Annotated in this window: 20 protein-coding genes; 11 read left to right on the forward strand and 9 right to left on the reverse strand. The window is 71.6% G+C overall.

What is annotated here, in order from left to right; translation table 11 throughout:
• The first annotated feature begins 54 nt into the window (after positions 1 to 54).
• The 7 genes from mshD to pstB all read left to right on the forward strand — a co-directional run bounded on the left by mshD (position 55) and on the right by pstB (position 10,433).
• Entirely contained in the window at positions 55 to 990 is a 936-nt protein-coding gene (gene mshD, locus WDV06_RS00765) for a mycothiol synthase (RefSeq protein ID WP_395507593.1), read from the forward strand.
• Between the two features lie 470 nt (positions 991 to 1,460).
• Entirely contained in the window at positions 1,461 to 3,752 is a 2,292-nt protein-coding gene (locus tag WDV06_RS00770; RefSeq protein WP_395507594.1) for an RNA degradosome polyphosphate kinase, read from the forward strand.
• Positions 3,733 to 4,698: a CHAD domain-containing protein gene (locus WDV06_RS00775; RefSeq protein WP_395507595.1), complete on the forward strand. Its 966-nt coding sequence runs from the start codon at positions 3,733 to 3,735 to the stop codon at positions 4,696 to 4,698. The genes WDV06_RS00770 and WDV06_RS00775 overlap by 20 nt, the downstream gene beginning before the upstream one ends.
• Positions 4,699 to 6,233: 1,535 nt before the next feature.
• A complete protein-coding gene (gene pstS / locus WDV06_RS00780; RefSeq protein WP_395507596.1) occupies positions 6,234 to 7,373 on the forward strand; it encodes a phosphate ABC transporter substrate-binding protein PstS in 1,140 nt (379 codons plus the stop codon).
• 181 nt (positions 7,374 to 7,554) lie between these two features.
• The gene (gene pstC, locus WDV06_RS00785; RefSeq protein WP_395507597.1) at positions 7,555 to 8,544 is read left to right on the forward strand and encodes a phosphate ABC transporter permease subunit PstC; all 990 of its coding nucleotides are present in this window, start codon (positions 7,555 to 7,557) and stop codon (positions 8,542 to 8,544) included.
• Complete coding sequence (gene pstA / locus WDV06_RS00790) at positions 8,544 to 9,626, forward strand: phosphate ABC transporter permease PstA (protein ID WP_395507598.1); 1,083 nt, start codon at positions 8,544 to 8,546, stop codon at positions 9,624 to 9,626. The genes pstC and pstA overlap by 1 nt, the downstream gene beginning before the upstream one ends.
• A 30-nt stretch (positions 9,627 to 9,656) precedes the next feature.
• Positions 9,657 to 10,433 (forward strand): phosphate ABC transporter ATP-binding protein PstB, encoded by a 777-nt coding sequence (pstB, locus tag WDV06_RS00795; RefSeq protein WP_366456443.1) that lies wholly within the window; start codon positions 9,657 to 9,659, stop codon positions 10,431 to 10,433.
• Positions 10,434 to 10,584: 151 nt separating this feature from the next.
• Here the strand turns inward: pstB and WDV06_RS00800 are convergent, their stop codons facing one another.
• Together WDV06_RS00800 and WDV06_RS00805 are read right to left on the reverse strand one after the other, a co-directional pair.
• Positions 10,585 to 11,586 carry an inorganic phosphate transporter gene (locus WDV06_RS00800; protein WP_395507599.1) on the reverse strand — a complete coding sequence of 334 codons (1,002 nt, stop codon included), beginning with the start codon at positions 11,584 to 11,586 and terminating at the stop codon, positions 10,585 to 10,587.
• Between the two features lie 5 nt (positions 11,587 to 11,591).
• Positions 11,592 to 12,212: a DUF47 domain-containing protein gene (locus tag WDV06_RS00805; RefSeq protein ID WP_042818429.1), complete on the reverse strand. Its 621-nt coding sequence runs from the start codon at positions 12,210 to 12,212 to the stop codon at positions 11,592 to 11,594.
• Positions 12,213 to 12,407: 195 nt separating this feature from the next.
• On the opposite strand from WDV06_RS00805, the gene WDV06_RS00810 reads away from it, so the two are divergent.
• The gene (locus tag WDV06_RS00810) at positions 12,408 to 12,728 is read left to right on the forward strand and encodes a metal-sensitive transcriptional regulator (RefSeq protein ID WP_042818427.1); all 321 of its coding nucleotides are present in this window, start codon (positions 12,408 to 12,410) and stop codon (positions 12,726 to 12,728) included.
• A gap of 17 nt (positions 12,729 to 12,745) precedes the next feature.
• Here WDV06_RS00810 and WDV06_RS00815 read toward each other — a convergent pair whose 3' ends face one another.
• Together WDV06_RS00815 and WDV06_RS00820 are read right to left on the reverse strand one after the other, a co-directional pair.
• Positions 12,746 to 12,898, reverse strand: a complete 153-nt coding sequence (locus WDV06_RS00815) for a hypothetical protein (protein ID WP_395507600.1) — start codon at positions 12,896 to 12,898, stop codon at positions 12,746 to 12,748.
• 148 nt (positions 12,899 to 13,046) lie between these two features.
• Positions 13,047 to 13,901 (reverse strand): SCO4651 family lipoprotein, encoded by an 855-nt coding sequence (locus tag WDV06_RS00820; RefSeq protein ID WP_395507601.1) that lies wholly within the window; start codon positions 13,899 to 13,901, stop codon positions 13,047 to 13,049.
• A gap of 447 nt (positions 13,902 to 14,348) precedes the next feature.
• Between WDV06_RS00820 and WDV06_RS00825 the strand changes: the two genes are divergently transcribed.
• Positions 14,349 to 14,585, forward strand: coding sequence for a hypothetical protein (locus WDV06_RS00825; protein WP_395507602.1), 237 nt, complete (start codon positions 14,349 to 14,351; stop codon positions 14,583 to 14,585).
• A gap of 107 nt (positions 14,586 to 14,692) precedes the next feature.
• On the opposite strand, the gene WDV06_RS00830 is transcribed toward WDV06_RS00825, so the two are convergent.
• The 5 genes from WDV06_RS00830 to WDV06_RS00850 all read right to left on the reverse strand — a co-directional run bounded on the left by WDV06_RS00830 (position 14,693) and on the right by WDV06_RS00850 (position 19,921).
• Positions 14,693 to 15,391, reverse strand: a complete 699-nt coding sequence (locus WDV06_RS00830) for a phosphatase PAP2 family protein (RefSeq protein ID WP_395507603.1) — start codon at positions 15,389 to 15,391, stop codon at positions 14,693 to 14,695.
• Between the two features lie 203 nt (positions 15,392 to 15,594).
• Positions 15,595 to 16,614, reverse strand: coding sequence for a C40 family peptidase (locus WDV06_RS00835; RefSeq protein ID WP_395507604.1), 1,020 nt, complete (start codon positions 16,612 to 16,614; stop codon positions 15,595 to 15,597).
• A gap of 59 nt (positions 16,615 to 16,673) precedes the next feature.
• On the reverse strand, positions 16,674 to 18,392 hold the full coding sequence (locus WDV06_RS00840; RefSeq protein ID WP_395507605.1) for a serine/threonine-protein kinase: 1,719 nt from the start codon (positions 18,390 to 18,392) through the stop codon (positions 16,674 to 16,676).
• A gap of 50 nt (positions 18,393 to 18,442) precedes the next feature.
• Entirely contained in the window at positions 18,443 to 19,255 is an 813-nt protein-coding gene (locus WDV06_RS00845; RefSeq protein WP_395507606.1) for a thioesterase family protein, read from the reverse strand.
• 57 nt (positions 19,256 to 19,312) lie between these two features.
• Positions 19,313 to 19,921 carry a LysE family translocator gene (locus tag WDV06_RS00850; protein ID WP_395507607.1) on the reverse strand — a complete coding sequence of 203 codons (609 nt, stop codon included), beginning with the start codon at positions 19,919 to 19,921 and terminating at the stop codon, positions 19,313 to 19,315.
• Between the two features lie 60 nt (positions 19,922 to 19,981).
• On the opposite strand from WDV06_RS00850, the gene WDV06_RS00855 reads away from it, so the two are divergent.
• Both WDV06_RS00855 and WDV06_RS00860 read left to right on the forward strand, forming a co-directional pair.
• On the forward strand, positions 19,982 to 20,803 hold the full coding sequence (locus WDV06_RS00855; RefSeq protein WP_395507608.1) for a pentapeptide repeat-containing protein: 822 nt from the start codon (positions 19,982 to 19,984) through the stop codon (positions 20,801 to 20,803).
• Between the two features lie 367 nt (positions 20,804 to 21,170).
• Positions 21,171 to 21,479: a hypothetical protein gene (locus tag WDV06_RS00860; RefSeq protein WP_042818271.1), complete on the forward strand. Its 309-nt coding sequence runs from the start codon at positions 21,171 to 21,173 to the stop codon at positions 21,477 to 21,479.
• Positions 21,480 to 21,499: the final 20 nt, after the last annotated feature.

A 21,499-nucleotide genomic window follows, 5' to 3' on the forward strand; every position in this document is an offset into this window, starting at 1 on the left:
GTTGCGAGCTGGTTACGCGCGGCTGTCGGGGGGTGTCGGTCGTAGGCTCGGAGCATGACTGACGCAGACGCAGCGACGGCCGTCGAGCTGGGACGGCACATCGACATCCTCGACGAACTGACGGAGGAACAGGCCGGGGCGGTCCTGGACCTGATCCACGAGGCGGCCCGCACCGACGGCACCACCGCCGTCTCCGAGCAGGGCCGCCTCCAGCTGCGCGGCGGCCCCCGGGAGGGCATCCGCCACTTCCTGGCCACCGCCGACGGACGGCTCGTCGCGTACGGGCAACTGGAGGACACCGACCCGGTGGAGGCCCCCGCCGCCGAGCTCGTCGTCCACCCCGCCCTGCGCGGCCGCGGCCACGGCCGGGCACTGGGCAGCGCCCTGCTGAACGCCTCCGGCAAGCGGATCCGGGTCTGGGCGCACGGCGGAAAGTCCGCCGCACGGCACCTCGCCCAGGTCCTCGGCCTCACCCTGTTCCGCGAACTCCGCCAGCTGCGCCGCCCCCTGGGCCCGGACTCGGCCCCGCTGCCCGAGCCGGTGCTCCCGGCAGGGATCACCGTCCGCACCTTCGTCCCCGGGCAGGACGACGCGGCCTGGCTCGCCGCCAACGCCGCCGCCTTCGCCCACCACCCGGAGCAGGGCTCCCTGACGCAGCGCGACCTCGACGACCGCATGGCGCAGCCGTGGTTCGACCCCAAGGGGTTCTTCCTGGCGGAGCGGGAGGGGGAACTGGTCGGCTTCCACTGGACGAAGGTCCACGCCGAGGAGCAGCTCGGCGAGGTCTACGTGGTCGGCGTCCGCCCGGGCGCCCAGGGCGGCGGCCTCGGCAAGGCCCTCACCGCCATCGGCCTCCACCACCTGGCGGCCTCCGGCCTGCCGACGGCGATGCTCTACGTGGACGCCGACAACCCGGCGGCCCTGGCGGTCTACGAGGGGCTGGGCTTCACGACGCACGAGGTGGACCTGATGTACCGCACGGAGAGCTGAGGAACGTCTCCGGCCGCTCCGCGACGGCCTCCGGCCACCCTGACAGCCCGACCCGCCCCGGAAAGACGAGGACTGCCGGGCAACCCCCGGAAGGACGGCACGGTCGCACCTTGCCCATCCGGCTCCCTCAACGATGAGCCGGGGCCGTCGGGCGCCGGCAGACCGGGCCTCCGGCCGCCGTCCGGGGCCGCTGAGCGTCATCCGGGGCTGGTGGGCGCGCCAGGGGGGACCAGGGGCGTCAGCGGGGGGGCCGGATGGCCGGGGCGTGCGCCGGCCGGATCGGGGCCGGCGACCGGTATCAGGAGGTCACGGCGCCGGGGATCCTGCCCGCAGGCGGAGTCTGGAAGCCATACGCCATTAACCGGGCATTCAGACACGCTTGCGAGCCTCCCAGCATGCAGCCCAGACTCCGCCTGACCGCGGACACTTCCGACGCGCCTGTCCTACCCCGTGCGCGGAAGAATGGAGTCATGAGCCACCAGCCCAGCGCAGGCCCCACCGAGGTCCCCGCCCAGCACCCGTCTCACCGCTCCGACGCCTCCCAGGCGGACGAGAAAACGCCGGCGAAGCCGCGTCTCGGCTCCATAGCCGCCCACCGCGCGCGCACCGGCCCCACCACCTCGGCCCGAGTCGGCCTTGATCCCGATCTCGACGCCGACCTCGACGCCTACGAGGACAAGGACGACACCGGCGAGCTCCCCGCCAACCGGTTCCTCGACCGCGAACGCAGCTGGCTGGCCTTCAACGAGCGCGTCCTCGAACTGGCCGAGGACCCCACCACCCCGCTCCTCGAACGCGCCAACTTCCTGGCGATCTTCGCGAGCAACCTCGACGAGTTCTTCATGGTCCGCGTCGCCGGCCTCAAGCGCCGCATCGCGACCGGCGTCGCCACCCGTTCGGCCTCCGGCCTCCAGCCCCGCGAGGTCCTCGACCTCATCTGGACCCGCTCCCGCGAGCTCATGGCCCGGCACGCCGCCTGCTACCAGCAGGACATCGCCCCCCAGCTCGCCGAGGAGGGCATCCACCTCATCCGGTGGCCCGACCTCACCGAAAAGGAGCAGGCCCGCCTCTTCACCCTGTTCCGCAACCAGATCTTCCCGGTGCTCACCCCGCTGGCCGTGGACCCCGCACACCCCTTCCCGTACATCTCCGGCCTGTCGCTGAACCTGGCCGTCGTCGTGCGCAACCCCGTCAGCGGCCACCGGCACTTCGCCCGCGTCAAGGTGCCGCCGCTGCTCAGCCGCTTCCTGGAGGCCTCCCCGCAGCGCTACGTCCCGCTGGAGGACGTCATAGCGGCGCACCTGGAGGAGCTGTTCCCCGGCATGGAGGTGCTCGCGCACCACATGTTCCGCGTCACCCGCAACGAGGACCTGGAGGTCGAGGAGGACGACGCCGAGAACCTCCTCCAGGCCCTGGAGAAGGAGCTCATGCGGCGCCGCTTCGGCCCGCCGGTGCGCCTGGAGGTCGAGGAGTCCATCGACCCCGGAGTGCTGGACCTGCTGGTGCAGGAGCTGAAGGTCTCCGCCGCCGAGGTCTACCCGCTGCCCGGCCCGCTCGACCTGACGGCCCTCTTCGGGATCTCCTCCCTCGACCGGCCCGAACTGAAGTACCCCAAGTTCGTCGCCGGCACCCACCGCGACCTCGCCGAGGTGGAGTCCGCCTCCGCGCCCGACATCTTCGCCGCCCTGCGCGAGCGCGACGTCCTGCTCCACCACCCGTACGACTCCTTCTCGACCTCGGTACAGGCCTTCCTGGAACAGGCCGCCGCCGACCCGGACGTCCTCGCGATCAAGCAGACGCTGTACCGCACCTCCGGCGACTCCCCGATCGTCGACGCGCTGATCGACGCCGCCGAGTCCGGCAAGCAGGTCCTCGTCCTCGTCGAGATCAAGGCCCGCTTCGACGAGCAGGCCAACATCAAGTGGGCGCGCAAGCTGGAGGAGTCCGGCTGCCACGTGGTCTACGGCCTGGTCGGCCTCAAGACCCACTGCAAGCTGTCGCTCGTGGTCCGCCAGGAGGGCGAGACCCTGCGGCGCTACAGCCACGTCGGCACCGGCAACTACCACCCCAAGACCGCCCGCCTGTACGAGGACCTCGGCCTGCTCACCGCCGACCCGCAGGTCGGCGCGGACCTCTCCGACCTCTTCAACCGGCTCTCCGGCTACTCCCGCCGCGAGACCTACCGCCGGCTGCTGACCGCCCCCAAGTCCCTGCGCGACGGGCTCATAGCGCGCATCGACAAGGAGGCCGACCACCACCGGTCGGGCCGCCCGGCGTCCGTCCGGCTGAAGATGAACTCGATCGTCGACGAGGCCCTGATCGACGCCCTCTACCGGGCCTCCCAGGTGGGTGTCCCGATCGACATCTGGGTGCGCGGCATCTGCGCCGTACGCCCGGGGGTGCCGGGGCTGTCGGAGAACATCCGGGTCCGCTCGGTCCTCGGCCGCTTCCTGGAACACTCCCGGGTCTTCGCCTTCGGCAACGGCGGCGAGCCCGAGGTGTGGATCGGCAGCGCCGACATGATGCACCGCAACCTCGACCGCCGCATCGAGGCACTGGTCAGGGTCACCGACCCCGGTCACCGCGCGGCACTGGACCGGATGCTGGAGACCGGCATGTCCGACGCCACCTCCTCCTGGCACCTCGGCCCGGACGGCGAATGGACCCGGCACAGCACCGACGCCGAAGGCCAGCCACTGCGGCACGTACAGGAGATGCTCATTGACGCCCGGAGGCGCCGGCGTGGCTCAGCCAAACCATGACCCGACCGCAGGCGACGTGCTCGGCGCGTACCTGCGTTCCCAGGCCACCGCTTTCCTGCGCGCGCTGCGCCTGCATGACGCAGGCGCGGCGGGCGCGGGGGGCGGCCCCCTCGGCGGGGACGACGGCGATGCGGCGCACGGCCTGCGGGGGGCCGCGCGCCGCATCGCCTCGTCCCTGAGCACGTTCCGCGTCCTCACGCAGGCGAGCTGGGCGGACCCGCTGCGCACCGAGCTCGTCTGGCTGTCCTCCACCCTGGCGGACGAGCACGCGTACGCGGCCCGGCTGTCCCGCCTGATGGAGGCGCTGCAGCGGCTCTCGGCCTCCCCGGAGGTCCCGGCCCCGCGCGGCACCGGCGCGGGCGCGCTGACGGTCGGCGCCGCACGGGCGGGCGCCCTGCTGGAACGCCAGCTCACCCTGGCCCGCACCCGGGCGCACTCGGCGACCCTCCAGGCGCTCGGCTCGGCGCGGTTCCACGCGGTGGCGGACGCGGTGGCCGTCCTCGCCTCGGAAGTCCCGCTGGACCCGGTGGCGGCCGACGGGCGCCCGGACGACGTCCTGACGCCGCTGGCGGAGATGGCCGGCACCCGCCTGGGCGCGGCGGTCGCCGCCCTCCCCGCCGCCGGCGCCTCCACCCCGTACTCGGCGCACGCCGACGCCGCCTGGCACGAGGTACGCCGCCTGTTGCGCGTGCACCGCTACGCCCGCGAGGCCCTGGGGACGTACGAGCCCCACCTGGCGGCGGCGAGCGAGGCCCTGAACCAGCACCGGGACGCCTCGGAGGCGGCCACCGCCTCGGCGACGGCGGCCCGCACCCCGCGCATCGCCCCGGCGACGGCGTACGCCCTGGGCGTCCTCCACGCCGACCAGCGCCACGCGGTGGAAGCCAGCCGCCTCACCTTCCACACCCTGTGGACCCCGACGGCGGCGGTACCGGCGGCGCCGTAGGGCGGCGCCGTAGGGGGGCGGGGGTGGATGGGTGCGGGCGGGTCCGGCGATGGCCGGGACCTCCCCGGGCGGTCTCAGGGAAGGGTTGGGGCTTTCCCGCCAGTCCCACTGTCCTTCCGGTTCGGGCCGCCCTGTCAAGGGCGCTCCTTCGTCGCGTCGCTCCGCGATGGCCTCCGGCCACCCTTGACAGCCCGACCCGCCCCGGAAAGACAAGGACTGCCGGGAAACCCCCAAAGGAACGGGACGGTCCTTCCTTGGACCTGCGGCCGGATCAGGGACGAGGCGAGGTCGTCGGGGGCCGGCAGACCATGCATCCGGGCCGCCGGGAATGCCCTTCGGACCCACCCCACGCGTCAGATCGCTACGCGCTCCTCCCGGCTTGGCGTCTACCAGCCGTCTGGGGTCGCTGCCCGCACCGGATGACGATGGAATCGTCATCCGGTGCAGCCCTGCGCCTCAGATCGCTACGCGCTCCTCGAATTCCGGCGTCCCACCCCCGTCTGGGGCCGGTCCCCGCACCAGAGGACGACCAGACCGTCATCCGGAGACCCGGGGGCGCGTCAGGTCGCTACGCGCTTCGCTCGTCTCGGCGGCCGGCTGTCGGCGGGCGCCTGGGCTGGTGCCTGCACCACATGACGAACGGATCGGCGTTCGGGCCGGTACGGGGGGCCAAAGGCTGATCTGCGGGGCATCTCGACCCAAGACGGCCGCTGGACGCCGGAATCGAGGAGCGCGTAGCGATCCGGCGCGGAGGGCCGTCCCGGATGACCATCTCATCGTCCTCCGGGGCGGGCAGCGGCCCCGGACGGCTCGCGGACGCCAAACCGGGAGGAGCGCGTAGCGATCCGGCGCGGAGGGCCGTCCCGGAGGGCATTCCCGGCGGCCCGAACGGGTGGTCTGCCGGCCCCCGACCACCTCGCCTGGTCGCCAAGTCCGCCGCATGTCCATGGAACATCCGTCCCGTTCCTCTGGGGGTTTCCCGGCAGTCTTCGGCATTTCGCGGCGGGTCGGGCTGTCAAGGGTGGCCGGAGGCCATCGCGGAGCGACGCGACGAAGGAGCGCCCTTGACAGGGCGGCCCGGCGCGGAAGGACGATGAGACTGACGGGAAACCCCCAGCCGGTCCCTGAGACCGCTCAGCGAAGTCCCGCCTTTCCCCACCCCGGCCGGCCAGCCGGCCCCGCGCCCCCGAGGCTCTCCCCCCCCCTCCCTCACCCCGCCCCACCGGCGGAATCCGGCCACCCGCCCCCCGCCTCCCGCCACCCCCCACAGGAAGGTCACAGCGCCATAACGGGCGGATAACGCCCGCTTAATCCCAGGTACAAACCCCCCATCCGCACTCGCCCGTCCGACACGGTTCACCGTCCGTTCACCAACCCCCGTCGACCCCGTCACCTGTTCTGCCTAATTTCGGTACCGCACGGTGCGAGCCGAACGGCAATGAACGGCTACGCACCCCAGCGACCACGTAGTCCTCTTCGCACGCCGCCCCGATACAGAAAGCGGCCGGCGGCTCCCCGGAAGGAACACCCGAACAGTGAAGCTTCAGCGCAAGAACCGGCTTCGTGCCTCCGCCCTCGGGGCCCTCGTCGTGTCCGGCGCCCTGGTCCTCACGGCGTGCGGCTCGGACGACAACACGAAAACCGGTGCCGACGGCACCCCGAAGGCCTCGGCCCCCGCCCCCGGCGACATCAAGTGCGACGGCGCCAAGGGCAAGCTGCTCGCCTCCGGCTCCTCCGCCCAGAAGAACGCCGTGGACCTGTGGGTCAAGAACTACATGGCCGCCTGCTCCGGCGTCGAGGTGAACTACAAGTCCTCCTCCTCCGGCGAGGGCATCGTCGCGTTCAACCAGGGCACCGTCGGCTTCGCCGGCTCGGACTCCGCGCTGAAGCCCGAGCAGGTCGAGGACTCGAAGAAGATCTGCACCGGCGGCCAGGGCATCGACCTGCCGATGGTCGGCGGCCCCATCGCCCTCGGCTTCAACGTCGCCGGCGTGGACAAGCTGAACCTCGACGCCGCGACGATCGCCAACATCTTCAACGACAAGATCAAGAAGTGGGACGACGAGGCGATCAAGAAGCTGAACCCCGGCGTCACGCTTCCCCCCACCGCCATCCAGGCCTTCCACCGCTCCGAGGACTCCGGCACCACCGAGAACCTCGGCAAGTACCTCAAGGCCGCCGCCCCTGACGCCTGGTCCTACGACGCCTCCAAGAAGTGGCCGGCCCCCGGCGGCCAGGCCGCGTCCGGCTCCGCCGGTGTCGCCTCCCAGGTCAAGGCCGTCGACGGCGCGATCGGCTACTTCGAGCTCTCGTACGCCACCTCGCAGAACATCAAGACGGTCGACGTGAACACCGGCGCCTCCGCCCCGGTCAAGGCCACCCCGGAGAACGCCTCCAAGGCCATCTCCGCCGCCAAGATCACCGGCACCGGCTCGGACCTGTCCCTCAAGCTCGACTACGCCACCAAGGCCGAGGGCGCGTACCCGATCGTCCTGGTCACCTACGAGGTCGTCTGCGACAAGGGCAACAAGCCCGAGACGCTCGGCACCGTGAAGTCCTTCCTGGAGTACACCGCCTCGGACGCCGGCCAGAAGGCCCTCACCGAGAACGGCTACGCCCCCATCCCGACCGAGATCAACAGCAAGGTCCGCGAGGTCATCAAGTCCCTCGCGTAAGGCCCTGGAGCCCGGGGGCCGCGAGGCCCCACGGCTCCGGAGCCACGAGGCTCAGTCCTGACCCCCGAGGTCCGGCCCGCCCCCGTCCGGGCGGGCCGGACCCGGGGACCCTCCCCCTCCACCCGGGGGATCCGGTGCACCGCCGCCAGGGGGCTCGCCCCCCACACAGACCGGAAAGACCATGGCTTCCAGCACACCCACCCGCATAGACACGGCTCCGCCCGTCATCAAGAGCGGAAGGTCCACCGGCCGCGCCGGTGACAAGATCTTCTCCGGGCTCTCCAAGGGCTCCGGCATCCTGCTCCTGGTGATCATGGCGTCGATCGCCGCCTTCCTCACCTACCGGGCCAGCATCGCCCTGTCGAAGAACGAGGGGAACTTCCTCACCACCTTCGACTGGAACGCCTCCGCCCGGCCCCCCGTCTTCGGTATCGCCGTCCTGCTCTTCGGCACCGTCGTCAGCTCGGTCATCGCGATGGCCATCGCGGTGCCGATCGCCGTCGGCATCGCCCTGTTCATCTCGCACTACGCGCCGCGCAAGCTGGCCGCGCCCCTCGCCTACGTGGTCGACCTGCTGGCCGCCGTGCCGTCGATCATCTACGGCATCTGGGGCGCCCTCTTCCTCGTGCCGCAGCTGAACGGGCTGAACCTCTGGCTCGACGAGTACCTCGGCTGGACCTACGTCTTCGACAAGACCCAGGTCGGCGTCGCCCGCTCGCTGTTCACCGTCGGCATCCTGCTCGCGATCATGATCCTGCCGATCGTCACGAGCGTCAGCCGCGAGGTCTTCCTCCAGGTCCCGCGCATGAACGAGGAGGCCGCCCTGGCCCTCGGCGCGACCCGCTGGGAGGTCATCCGCATGTCGGTGCTGCCCTTCGGCCGCTCCGGCGTCATCTCCGCCTCCATGCTCGGCCTCGGCCGCGCGCTCGGCGAGACCATGGCCGTGGCCACCGTCCTCTCCCCGAGCTTCCTGATCTCCGGGCACATCCTGGACCCGGGCGGCGGCACCTTCGCGCAGAACATCGCCGCCAAGTTCGACGAGGCCAACGAGTTCGGCCGTGACGCGCTCATCGCCTCCGGTCTCGTCCTCTTCCTGCTCACCCTCCTCGTCAACGGTGCGGCCCGCCTGATCATCGCCCGTCGCAAGGACTTCTCGGGGGCGAACGCCTGATGAGCCACACCCTCCCGGACCAGCGGCCCGCACCGGCCCGCAGGTCCCCCGTCCCCGCCGGCCTGACCCGCGGCGGCCTGCCCCGCTGGGCCCCCGCCGGCATCGCCGTCGCCTCCGCCGTCCTCGGCAGCGCCATCGGCCTCGTCTTCGACCTGAGCAGCAAGGTGCAGTGGGGCCTGATCGCCGCCCTGCTGTTCGTCGTGATCACCTACACCGCCAGCGCGGTCGTCGAGAACCGCCGCCAGGCCAAGGACCGCATCGCGACCTCCCTCGTCTGGGTCTGCTTCGTCCTCGCGGTCGTGCCGCTGCTGTCCCTGATGTGGACCACGGTCAGCCGCGGCCTGAAGGCCCTGAACGCGGACTTCCTCAGCCACTCGATGAACGGCGTGACCAGCTTCGAGCAGGGCGGCGGCGTCTACCACGCGCTGCTCGGCACCCTCGAACAGGTGGCCCTCGCCGCCCTGATCGCGGCGCCCATCGGCCTGCTGACCGCCGTCTACCTGGTCGAGTACGGCAAGGGCAAGCTGGCCCGCGCCGTCACCTTCTTCGTCGACGTCATGACCGGCATCCCCTCCATCGTCGCGGGCCTGTTCATCCTGACGACCTGGAACCTGATGCTCGGCTTCGGCCCCTCCGGCTTCGCCGGCGCGATGGCGCTGTCGATCCTGATGATGCCGGTCGTCGTCCGCTCCACCGAGGAGATGCTCAAGCTCGTCCCGAACGAGCTGCGCGAGGCCGCCCTGGCCCTCGGTGTGCCGAAGTGGCGCGTGATCCTCAAGGTGGTCCTGCCCACGGCCATCGGCGGCATCTCCACCGGCCTGATGCTGGCCGTCGCCCGCATCGCCGGCGAGACCGCGCCGATCATGCTGCTGGTCTTCGGATCGCAGCTGATCAACGGCAACCCCTTCGAAGGCGCCCAGTCCTCGCTCCCGCTGTACATCTGGGAGCAGTACAAGGTCGGCAGTGAGGCCTCCTACGACCGGGCCTGGGCCGCGGCGCTCGTCCTGATCGCCTTCGTCATGATCCTGAATCTGGTGGCCCGCGGCATAGCCCGCTGGAAGGCCCCGAAGACCGGTCGCTGACGCGACTGTATGAAAGCGAAGTGACCCCTCATGGCCAAGCGAATCGACGTCAGCGGCCTCTCCGCCTTCTACGGCAGCCACAAGGCCATCGATGACATCTCGATGACCGTGGAACCCCGCTCGGTGACGGCCTTCATCGGCCCCTCCGGCTGCGGCAAGTCCACCTTCCTGCGCACCCTGAACCGCATGCACGAGGTCACCCCCGGCGGCCGCGTCGAGGGCAAGGTGCTGCTGGACGACGAGAACCTGTACGGCTCCAACGTGGACCCCGTCGCGGTGCGCCGCACCGTCGGCATGGTCTTCCAGCGCCCGAACCCCTTCCCCACCATGTCGATCTTCGACAACGTCGCGGCGGGCCTGCGCCTGAACGGCAAGTTCAAGAAGTCCGAGCTCACGGACATCGTGGAGCGCTCCCTCAAGGGCGCGAACCTCTGGAACGAGGTCAAGGACCGCCTGAACAAGCCCGGCTCCGGCCTCTCCGGCGGCCAGCAGCAGCGTCTGTGCATCGCCCGCGCCATCGCGGTCGAGCCGCAGGTCCTGCTGATGGACGAGCCCTGCTCCGCCCTCGACCCGATCTCCACCCTCGCCATCGAGGACCTGATCGGCGAGCTCAAGGAGCGGTTCACGATCGTGATCGTGACCCACAACATGCAGCAGGCGGCCCGCGTCTCCGACCGCACCGCCTTCTTCAACCTCGCCGCCGTCGGCCAGCCCGGAAAGCTGGTCGAGATCGACGACACGGACCGGATCTTCTCCAACCCGTCCGTCCAGGCGACCGAGGACTACATCTCGGGCCGCTTCGGCTAAAGCGCCGGGGCCGCTCGCGCGGTCGTCCTGCGGTGCTGCATGGCGGTGCCACCGCGGGATGGAAAGAAAGAGGGCCGGCTCCCCCTGGGTGGGGGGAGCCGGCCCGTTTCCGTACCGCCGCGCGACCGGGCCGCGCCGGCCGACGACGGCGTCAGCCGACGAAGGCCAGGTCCGCGAGCCAGAAGCAGACCGCGGCGACCAGAGCCGCCGCCGGCATGGTGATGAACCAGCCGAGGATGATGTTCTTGGCCACGCCCCAGCGGACCGCGTTGACCCGCTTGGTCGCGCCCACACCCATGATCGCCGAGGTGATCACGTGGGTGGTGGAGATCGGCGCCTTGAAGAGGAAGGCGGTGGCGAACATGATCGAGGCGCCGGTGGTCTCCGCCGCGAAGCCCTGCGGCGGGTCCAGCTCGATGATCTTGCGGCCGAGGGTGCGCATGATGCGCCAGCCGCCCGCGTACGTACCCAGCGACAGCATCACCGCGCACGCGATCTTGACCCAGACCGGGATCGGGTCGTCGGCCCCCTGCACGTCGGCGATGACCAGGGCCATCACCACGATGCCCATGGTCTTCTGGGCGTCCTGGAGGCCGTGCCCGAGGGCCATGCCGGCCGCGGACACCGTCTGCGCGATGCGGAAGCCGCGCTTGGCCTTGTGCGGGTTGGCGCGGCGGAACATCCACAGGATGGCGACCATCACCAGGTAGCCGACGATCAGGCCGACGACCGGCGACAGGAACATCGGGATGACGACCTTGTCGATCACCCCGCCCCACAGGACCTCGGTCCCGCCGGCCAGCGCCGCGCCCACCATGCCGCCGAACAGCGCGTGGGAGGAGGACGAGGGCAGCCCGAAGTACCAGGTGATCAGGTTCCAGACGATCGCGCCGACGAGGGCGGAGAAGAGGATCCACATGCCCCGGTTGCCCTGGGGCGTCTCGATCAGCCCCTGGCTGACCGTGTGGGCGACACCGCTGCCGAGGAAGGCACCGGCGAGGTTCATCACCGCGGCCATCGCGAGCGCCGCGCGCGGGGTCAGGGCCCGCGTCGAGACGGAGGTCGCGATGGCGTTCGCGGAGTCGTGGAAACCGTTCGTATACGTGAAGCCGAGCGCGACACCGATGGTCACGACCAGAGCGAAGGTGTCCACGAGGTTCAGGACTCCTTGACCGCGATGGTCTCCACCGTGTTCGCGACGTGCTCGAACGCGTCGGCGGCCTCTTCCAGCACATCGACGATCTGCTTGAGCTTCAGCACCTCGATGGCGTCGTACTTGCCGTTGAAGAGCTGGGCGAGCAGCTTGCGGTGGATCTGGTCGGCCTGGTTCTCCAGCCGGTTGACCTCGATCCAGTACTCGGTCAGGTTGTCCATGGTCCGCAGGTGCGGCATGGCCTCGGCGGTCAGCTCGGCGGCCCGCGCCAGGACCTCGATCTGCTGCTCGACGCCCTTGGGCAGTTCCTCGACGTTGTAGAGGACGACGAGGTCGACGGCCTCCTCCATGAAGTCCATGATGTCGTCGAGCGACGAGGCCAGACTGTAGATGTCCTCGCGGTCGAACGGCGTGATGAACGAGGAGTTCAGCTGGTGGAAGATCGCGTGGGTGGCGTCGTCCCCGGCGTGCTCGGCCGCACGCATCCGCTCCGCGATCTCGGCTCGGGCGGAGGGATCCGCTCCGAGCAGTTCCATCAGGAGCTTCGAGCCCGTGACGATGTTGTCCGCGGATGCGGCGAACATGTCGTAGAAGCTCGTCTCCCTGGGGGTCAGACGAAATCGCACGTGGGGTCCTCGGGGTGCATCGGATTCGGTCAGGCTGATGCTAGGCGTATCCCCCGGCCACGGCTAACCGGCGGTCCCCGGGTGTCCTCCATCAGGCAGAGTGGGGCGCACGGATCCCTGCCCCTGCGGCCCGGGCGACGTAACCTATACCCATGAGGGGTATATACCCCCTCGTACCGGACCACGGGAGGACTCATGACGACCATCGAGGCGGAGGGCTCCGGGGCCGTTCCCGTCCACGGCTATCACCACCAGAAGGACGAGCACCTCAAGCGGCTGCGCCGGATCGAGGGCCAGATCCGGGGCCTCCAGCGGCTCGTCGACGAGGACGTGTACTGCATCGACATACTCACCCAGGTGTCCGCGAGCACGAAGGCCCTCCAGTCCTTCGCCCTCCAGCTCCTGGAGGAGCACCTGCGCCACTGCGTGGCGGACGCCGCCGTCAAGGGCGGCACCGAGATCGACGCGAAGGTGGAGGAGGCCACGAAGGCCATCGCCCGCCTCCTGCGCAGCTGAGCGGCGCCGCCGTCGGGCTACGGCCCGATCCCCATCAGCACCTCGTCGATCCGGTCCTGGCTGAGCCGTTCCTCGGCCGCGGTCGACGCCGCGATGATCAGCTCCCCGCAGAGCTCGATCTCGGCGAGCGCCACGTGGTCCTGCACCGTCGTACCGCCTGCGGGAGTCACGCGTGTCACCTCTCTCTGCCGCCATCGCACGTCCGGCACCCGGCTTCCCAGCGTAGGGACCGCCGCTCGTACCGCGCATGACACGGATGGACCATTTCCGGATAGTGGACCCATGGCCCGGACGTACCGCCCGGGCCGTTCCGGCCCGCTACTCGGCGATCTTCCCGGCGTAAATATCCCCTTCTGCGGGCAATACGACGGTCACCGGCATGCCGAAGCCGTACAGCAGCGTCGTCGAGGAGACATCGATCACGCCATTCTTGACGTACGTGAAACGGTGGCGGACCTTCCGCAGGCGGCCCTCCTCGTCCAGGTAGGCGTCGAAGGGCACGCTGTCCTTGCTGAACCCTTTCGCCGCCGCCTGCAACGCTTCCCTGACCCCTGGAGAGGCGCTCTGCGCGGCCCGCCCGATGTCCGTCGTCCCCCGGTAGTGGCGCACCTTGGTGCCCGCCAGGTCGCTCTCGCCGACGTACGTCACCTGCTGCGCGCCACGCAGCAGCTCGGCGGCGGCCAGCGGATCGGTGGCCCCGCCCGTGACGAGGTTGCCGTCGGGGAGGGACGCCGTGTCGAGGCGGACCCACTTGTCGTCGGGGACGCCGGCGCCCCGGTTCTTCATGTAGAGCGCCCCGGGGACGAGCAGCTCGGTGATCGGCCGGTGCTCCGGCTGTCCCTTCACGTCGGCGGGCAGCATCACCAGCAGTTGCCCCATCCGCTTGCGGAAGTCGACGCCGCCCTCGCCCCGGATGGTCACCCGGGTCCCGCCGGTGGCCATTTCCATCGCCGTACGGGCCTGCGCGCTCCCGGTGGCGGCCAGCGCGTCGGCGGCCCCGCGGACCGCCGCCGCGGGGTCGCCCGGGGGACGGGCGTCGCCCGCCCCGCCGCCGGCCACCGTTCCGCTCGCGGCACCGCATCCGCCCAGCGCGGCCACGGTGACGGCCACGCAGACCCCGAGCACCGCCTCGACCGCACGCCGTCGCCGCCGCCTGTGCTGGTGCACCACCATCGCCTGCCAACCCCCAACGCATGACCGCTGTTTGCCCGAGGCCCCCACCCGCTCCGGTTAACGAGGTCCGGGGTTTCCCGTCACGGTCCGGAAGGGGCCGGGCACCGTACCGGCACCGGCCCGGCCCCGGTACCGTTGAGTCGTGGATCCGCACACCAAGGCGACCCAGGTCGCTCCGTTTACCGCTGTGGCCGAGCCGCGTCACCCCGCGGCAGGCACGCAGACACCCACCGGACACACCACGAGCACCGCCGAGCGGGGCTCCTTCTGCCTCGCCGTGTGCAGCTGCGGCTGGACCGGCCCGGCCCGCCGCTCCCGGGACCTGGCCCGCAGGGACGCCACGAGACACACCGCCGCCCCGTAACCCCGAAGCCCCCGCGGCCGGGCGTGTCGCCCGTTCGGACGTCCCGGCTGGCCGGGGGCGCGGGGACCGGTTGCGCTGGAGGCATGCCAGGAACCGCACCCCGCCTCGTGGCCCTGCTCTGGGGCCTGCTGATCGCGCTCACTCCGGCCGCGGCGGCCTGGGCCCGTCCCGTGGGCTCGGCGGACGGGCCGGCCGACGTGGCGCTGGCCATCGGGCTCACCACCGCCGCGGCAGTGGTCACCGGGCTGTGGCTGCGCTCCCGCTACCGCCGCGAGGAGAGCGAGCATCCGGGCAACGGCCGGGAGGGCGGCGGCCCGTGACACCCCGCCAGCGTCCGACGGCGGTCCGGCTGTGCTTCGGCGCGGCGGGCCTGTGCCTGCTGGCGGCGCTCCTGCTGGCGGTGTGGAACCGGTAGCAGCCGGCGGGATCAGGCGGCGAGGTCGCTCTCGGCGGGCCGCTGCGCCAGCTCCACGGGCCGGGCCACGACCCGGTCCTTGGCCCGGACGAGCCACCCGAGGCGCGGCGAGCGCGCGAGCGCCCGTACCAGCGGGGTCAGCCCGGCCATGGCGAGCGGCGCCAGGAGGAGGACGACGGCGGTGCCGAGGGCGAAGCCGCCGATGACGTCGGTCGGGTAGTGCACGCCCAGGTAGACCCGGCACATCCCCTCGGCCACCGCCAGCCCGATCCCGACGAGCCCGAGCCGGCGGTGGGCGAGGAACAGCCCGATGCCGAGGGCCATCGCGAGGGTGGCGTGGTCGCTGACGAAGGAGAACCCGGCGCCCGGCCCGCCGCCCGCACCGCCGAGCACCTCCAGGCCCTCGTGCGCGACGAAGGGCCGCGGCCGCGCCACGAACCCGCGCAGCGGCACGTTCACGAGCAGCGCGAGGGCGGCGGCCAGCGGGGCCCACACCAGCGCGGCGAACGACTCGGCGGCGGCCGCCTCGTCCTGGCGCCGGGCCCCGCGCCAACACCACAGCACCAGCAGGACCATGACGAGCGGAAGCCCGTACGAGGCGAGCAGGGCGACGCCCCGGTCGAACCACTCGGGGGCGCTGCGGGCGATGCCGTTGATCCGGTACAGCAGGCTGACATCCACATTCGGCCCACCGGTCGTGAGTCCAGCCATGTGACGCGGCCCCTTGCCTGCCTAGGTCCCGTGCGGGCGCACGACGGTGTGCGCCCCCTTCAAACCCCCCGCCGATCCACCCCCGCGTCCATGGAACGCCCGTTCTGACGGCCATGGTTCCACTCCGCGCCGGATGATCACGTGAACGTTATCCAAAGGTGACTCATCGTCGCAGCTCAGGGCCTGTGCTTAACGGAGTGCGACTACGCCTTGGGGGCAGCCGGCGAACGCTCCGGAAGCGCCTCGGCCCCTTCCTTGGTGACCCGGGTCGCGCCGAAGTAGTCGGGGGTGTCGATCTTGTCGAAGCGGATGACGGCGCCGGTGTACGGGGCGTTGATCATGTAGCCGCCGCCCACGTACAGCCCGACGTGCCGGATCTCCCGAGAGTTCGTCAGATCGTCGGAGAAGAAGACCAGATCACCGGGGAGCAGCTCACTCCGCGAGGGATGGGACCCGGCGTTGTACTGGTCGTTGGCCACCCGCGGCAACTCGACCCCCACGCTCTCGTACGCCGCCTTGGTCAACCCGGAACAGTCGAACCGCCCGTTGTCCGCGGCCGTCCCGTCCCCACCCCACAGATACGGCGTCCCGAGCTGCTTCTGCGCGAAGTACACGGCCCCGGCGGCCTGCTGCGAGGGCGAAACCCGACCGACGGGACGGGCGAAGCTCTTCTCCAGGGACCGGATGGCCTTCACATAGCCCTGCGTCTCACTGATCGGGGGCACGCCGCCCGCCTTGATGACGCGGTAGGGACCCGCGTTGTAGGCGGCGAGCATGTTGTCCGACTGGTCGCCCGGCACCCCCGCCACGTCCTTCGACAGCTGGCAGTCGTACGTGGCGGCCGAGGGGATGGCGTCCTTGGGGTCCCAGATGTCCTTGTCCCCGTCGCCGTCGCCGTCCACCCCGTACGTGGCCCACGTCTCCGGGATGAACTGGGCGATGCCGCGCGCATCGGCGTTGCTGAGCGCGTCGGGCTTCCAGTTGCTCTCGGTGTACAACTGGGCCGCCAGCATCGCCGGGTTGAGCGCGGGGCAAAGGTTTCCCCACTTCTCCACCAGCGGCTGGTAGATCGCCGGAACCGCCCCCTTGACCAGTCCGACGGCCCCTTGCCTGCCGCCCTTCGCCAGGCCGGCCGCCGCCGAGTACGTGCCGACGACCAGCAGCGCGACGAAGGTCAGGCACACGCCGATCCCGATCCCGCTTGCCACCCAGAATTTGCGCACCCGTCAACACTGCCTTATTGCAGCTCGCCTGACAGTGCATTCATCAGTCTGTCTTGACACTATTTCACCGGAAAGCCGGTGCAGTAGAGACTGCTGTACTCCTTGACGCCCCGGACGCGGTAGACCAGCACCGTCCAGTCGCCGGGATCGTTGGCCAGCGGGATGGCCGGAAACCGCTTCCGGGTCCCTTCGTTGTCCACGAGCTGCGTGGAGAAGTCGTCCGGATACGTGAGGACCACCTCGCCGCCCGGACCGGGGGTCTTGAGATCGACGGGCCTGCTCGCGTAGCCGATGCTGTGGTTGTAGTCCCGGAAGGACTCAAGGGGCCGCTGGGTGCTCTCGTCGATCTCGTGCGGCGGCTTGACCCCCACGGAGACGGCGTAGGGCGCCTTCTCCGTGTTGTAGGGCTTCAGGTAGACGCGGATCCTGAGCTTTCCGGTGACCGCCTGCGCCTTCGGGTCGTCGGCGTCCACGGCCGAGACCGCCAGGTAGTCCGCCCGCTCCTCGGCGGGGAGGTTGCAGCTCCCGCCCGTGGCACCGCCGGTCCACAGGTCCCTGGAGACCTTGTTCGGCTCGATGTGGTCGGGCACGCCCCCCGGTCCCCCGTCCCCGCCGCCGGCGGACGGGGCGGCCGGACTCGGAGCCGTCTGCCCGGAGGACGGTTCCCCCTTCCCGGGGGAGGGGGTGGCCGGCGGCGCGACGGCCTGCGCCCCCTTGTCCCTGCCGCCCTGGGACAGCAGGTACCCGCCCGTCCCGAGCCCGCCCACCAGCAGCCCCGCGATCACCGCCACCGCCCAGCGCGGCACACCGCGCTTGCGCGCCTCCACCGTCGGCCCGCCGGGTACGTACGTCGGCACGTAGCCGGAAGGAGCCGCCGACAGCCCCGGGCCGATGGTCGACGGCAGCGCCCCGGGCACCTGCCCCGTACCGCCGCCCGCCGCCGTGAGCGACGCGTACACCGGGTCGTCGACCAGCGCCGAGTCCACGGCACAGCGGCGGATGATCTCGGCGGGAGCGGGCCGCGTCCCGGGCTCCGCCACCACGCAGGACCTGATCAGCGCCGCCAGTTCGGGCTCCACACCCGCGACGTCGATCTCCCCGTGCACCGCACGGAAGTTGACCGCCGTCGGATCACCCGTCCCGTACGGCGCCCGGCCGGTGGCCGCGTAGGCGATCGTCGCCCCCAGGGCGAAGACGTCGGCCGCGGCCGCCGCCTCCCCGCGCAACAGCACCTCGGGAGCCGTGTAGCCGGGGGTGCCCGGGGCGGTACCGGTCTGCGTCAGGGCCGTCTCGGACACGCCCTTGGCGATACCGAAGTCGATGAGCTGGGGCCCCTGCGCGCCGAGGATCACGTTCTGCGGCTTGAGGTCCCGGTGCGTGACCCCGTACGCGTGGACGCTCGCCAGCCCCTCCGCCAGCGCGGCGAACAGCCTGCGGCAGGACGCGGCGGGCAGGGCCCCGAAGGCGCGCACCGCGTGGCTCAGCGTGGGCCCGGCCACGTACTCGGTGGCGAGCCAGTACGGCGGCGCCGCCAGCGACGCGTCGATCAGGTTCGCCGTGTAGGCGGAGCGCACCGCGCGGACCGTCTCCGCCTCCCGCCGGAAGCGCGCCAGCGCCTCGGGGTGCCCGGTGATCTCCTCCTTGATCACCTTGATGGCCACCAGCCGGCCCCCCGGCGAGCGCCCGAGGTACACCTGTCCCATGCCCCCGGCCCCCAGTCGGGCCAGCAGGGTCTGCGCCCCGATCCGGGCCGGGTCGGTATCCCTCAATGCCTCCATCCGCACGAGGGTGCCATACGGACTCCGCAGCCCGGAAAGGGGGTTGGGCGTCAGCGCGGCGCCACGAACAGGCTCTGCGCCCCCCGCCCGATCGGCCCCTTCTCATCGTGCAGCCGCGCGTCCGCGAGACCGATGCCGCCCGCGTCCACGCTCGTCCGGGCCTCGACGCACACCCACTCCCCCACCGGGTGCCGGTGCAGGTGGACGGTCAGGTCGCCGTTGACGAAGACGTACCGCCCGATGTCCATCACCGCCCCGATCCCGTTCCCCGAATCGGCCGCGACCAGCACCCGGTCCAGCGGCCGCACCGCCTCCCCCGCGACCAGCGGCACCCGCATCCGCATCCAGCAGGTCCCCGGCCCCGGCTCGGTGAAGGCGCCCCGCGTGAACCGGGCCTCCATCGCGGTGTGGTAGCCCGTCTCCCACGGCACCGGGAAGAACGGCGTCACCGCCGCCTCCCCCGGAGGCGGCACCCGCGCCCCCTCGGCCACCGCCGGCACCGGCTCCCCCGCCACCCGGATTCGCAGCGCCCGCGCCAGCATCACCGGGGCGTCCGCGCCCGCCGGGGTGAGGGCCGCCTCGACCAGCTCGGTGCCCCGCCCGGCCCGCAGCACCGACGTGGTGACCGCCAGCTCCCCGATCGGCACCGGCCGCAGCACCTCGTACGTGATCCGGGCGACCCGCATGTCCCCGCGCGCCCCCGGCCGCTCCTCCACGGCCCGCCCGAGCAGCGCGGCCGGCGGCCCCGCGTGCTGCGCGTCCGGGTCCCACGGCCCGCGCGTCGCCCCGGTGGCCCGGAAACGCCCCTCGCCGATCCGCTCGTAGAACCCGCCGGCCCCGCCGGCCCCGTCCTCAGCACCCATGCCGCCGCACGCTACCCACAGGTAATCCGCGGCACCAGCCCCTTCACCCCACCCGCCTCACCGGGCCAGCCCCAGCCCGACCCCGAGCCCCACCAGCACCGACCCGATGGCCCGGTTCAGCGCCTTCTGCGCCCTGAGCATCCGCTCGCGCAGCGCCGAGTGGGAGAAGAACAGCGCCACCGCCCCGAACCACACCAGGTGCGCACCCGACATGAACAGCCCGTACCCGGCCTGCTGCCAGGCCGCCGTGTCCGGATCCACCACCTGCGTGAAGGTGGACACGACGAACAGCGTCGTCTTCGGATTGAGCACGTTCGTCAGGAACCCGCTCCTCAGCGCCCCCAGCCGCGTCAGCTCCGGCTTCGACTCCAGGTCCACGGTGAGCTCGGCCCGCGCCCGGAAGGTACGGATCCCGATCCACACCAGGTACGCCGCCCCCGCCAGCTTGATCGCCGTGAACAGGGCGGTCGACGAGGCGATCAGCAGCCCCACCCCGAGCATGGTGTACGAGACGTGCACCAGCACCCCCGCCGCGACGCCGGCCGCCGCGAACAGGCCGGTGGACCTCCCGTACAGGTAACTGTTCCGCACGACCATCGCGAAGTCCGCACCCGGACTGACGACGGCGAGCAGCGTAATGACGGCAACCGCGATCACTTCTGTCATGCACGGATGCTCACCGCCCCCCGTCCACGGATCAACCCCCGCTCAAGCGACAATGGACGGGTGTCCAGCTCCCCCCGCCGCGCCCTCCCCGTCCTCCAGGCCGACTGCGCGAACTGCTTCGCGCTCTGCTGCGTCGCCCTGCCCTTCGCGAAGTCGGCCGACTTCGCCGTGAACAAGTCCGCCGGCACCCCCTGCAAGAACCTCCGGCAGGACTTCCGCTGCGGCATCCACACCCGCCTGCGGGACCAGGGGTTCCAGGGCTGCACGGTCTTCGACTGCTTCGGCGCGGGCCAGCAGATCTCCCAGGTCACCTTCGAGGGCCGCGACTGGCGCACCCACCCCGAAACCCGGCAGGCGATGTTCGACGCCTTCCCGGTCATGCGCCAGATGCACGAACTGCTCTTCTACGTGTCCGCCGCCCTCGCCGTCCCGGCGGCCGCCCCGCTCCACCCGGCCCTGCGCGAACTCCTCACGAAGACGGAGGCCCTCACCCGCGCGGACGCGGCGGCCCTCACCGCCCTCGACGTCCCGGCCCTCCGCCAGGAGATCAACGTCCTCCTCCTGGAGACCAGCGAGCTGGCCCGCGCCAAGGCCCCGGGCCGCAGGAAGAACCACCGCGGCGCCGACCTGATGGGCGCCCGCCTCTCCGGAGCCGACCTGCGCGGGGCCAACCTGCGCGGCGCCTACCTGATCGCCGCCGACCTCCGCCGCGCCGACCTCCGCGGCGCCGACCTGATCGGCGCGGACCTCCGCGACACGAACCTCCGCGGCGCCGACCTCCGCGACACCCTGTTCCTCACCCAGCCCCAACTGGCCGCCGCCCAGGGCGACGCGCACACCCGGATCCCGCCCACCCTCAGCCGCCCCGCCCACTGGGCCTGACCCACCTCCGGCCCCCGGGGCGCCCACCCCACCCCCGTGCGCCCCGCGCGCACCCACACGCCCCCCGAGCGCCGCGACCGCACCACCACCACGGCGCGCCACCACCCGGGCCGCCAGTCATTGCCCGAGGTCACCCCCCGTGATACACAGAGTGACCAGGTCAGGCCATGCGTACGACCGCACACCCGCGCACACCCGTGCGCACCCATACCCCCACGCACCCGCACGCACGGCCCGAAACCCGGGACATCGGGTAAAGAGACCGGCCAAGTCGACGACGGCCGACGTTTCATCAGCGAAGATAGTGCGTGACCCCTGCCATCGGGCACGGGCTACCGGAACTACCCATACAGGGGCGGTGAGTTACATGATCCTGGCAGCCGAAAAGGGCGACATCACCACCATCATCGGCGGAATCGCCCCGAACTGGGGGCCGTTCGGCAGTCTCGGCAACGAAGCGAAGGTCATGATCGAGGTCATCATGGCCGTGGCGATCCTCCTCTGCCTCGGCATCGCCATCTGGGGCGCCGCCAAGCAGCGCATCGGCGCCACCGCACTGCGCGACACCTTCAGCGCGGAACAGGGCAAGGGCCTGATCGTGGCCGGCCTGACCGGAGTCTTCATCATCGGCTCCCTCGGCACGCTCTTCACGATCGTCTACGGAATGGCCGTCTAGCAGAACCACCGCGGGCGGCC

It is taken from the genome of Streptomyces racemochromogenes, from assembly GCF_044129415.1.
Lineage (GTDB): Bacteria > Actinomycetota > Actinomycetes > Streptomycetales > Streptomycetaceae > Streptomyces > Streptomyces racemochromogenes_A.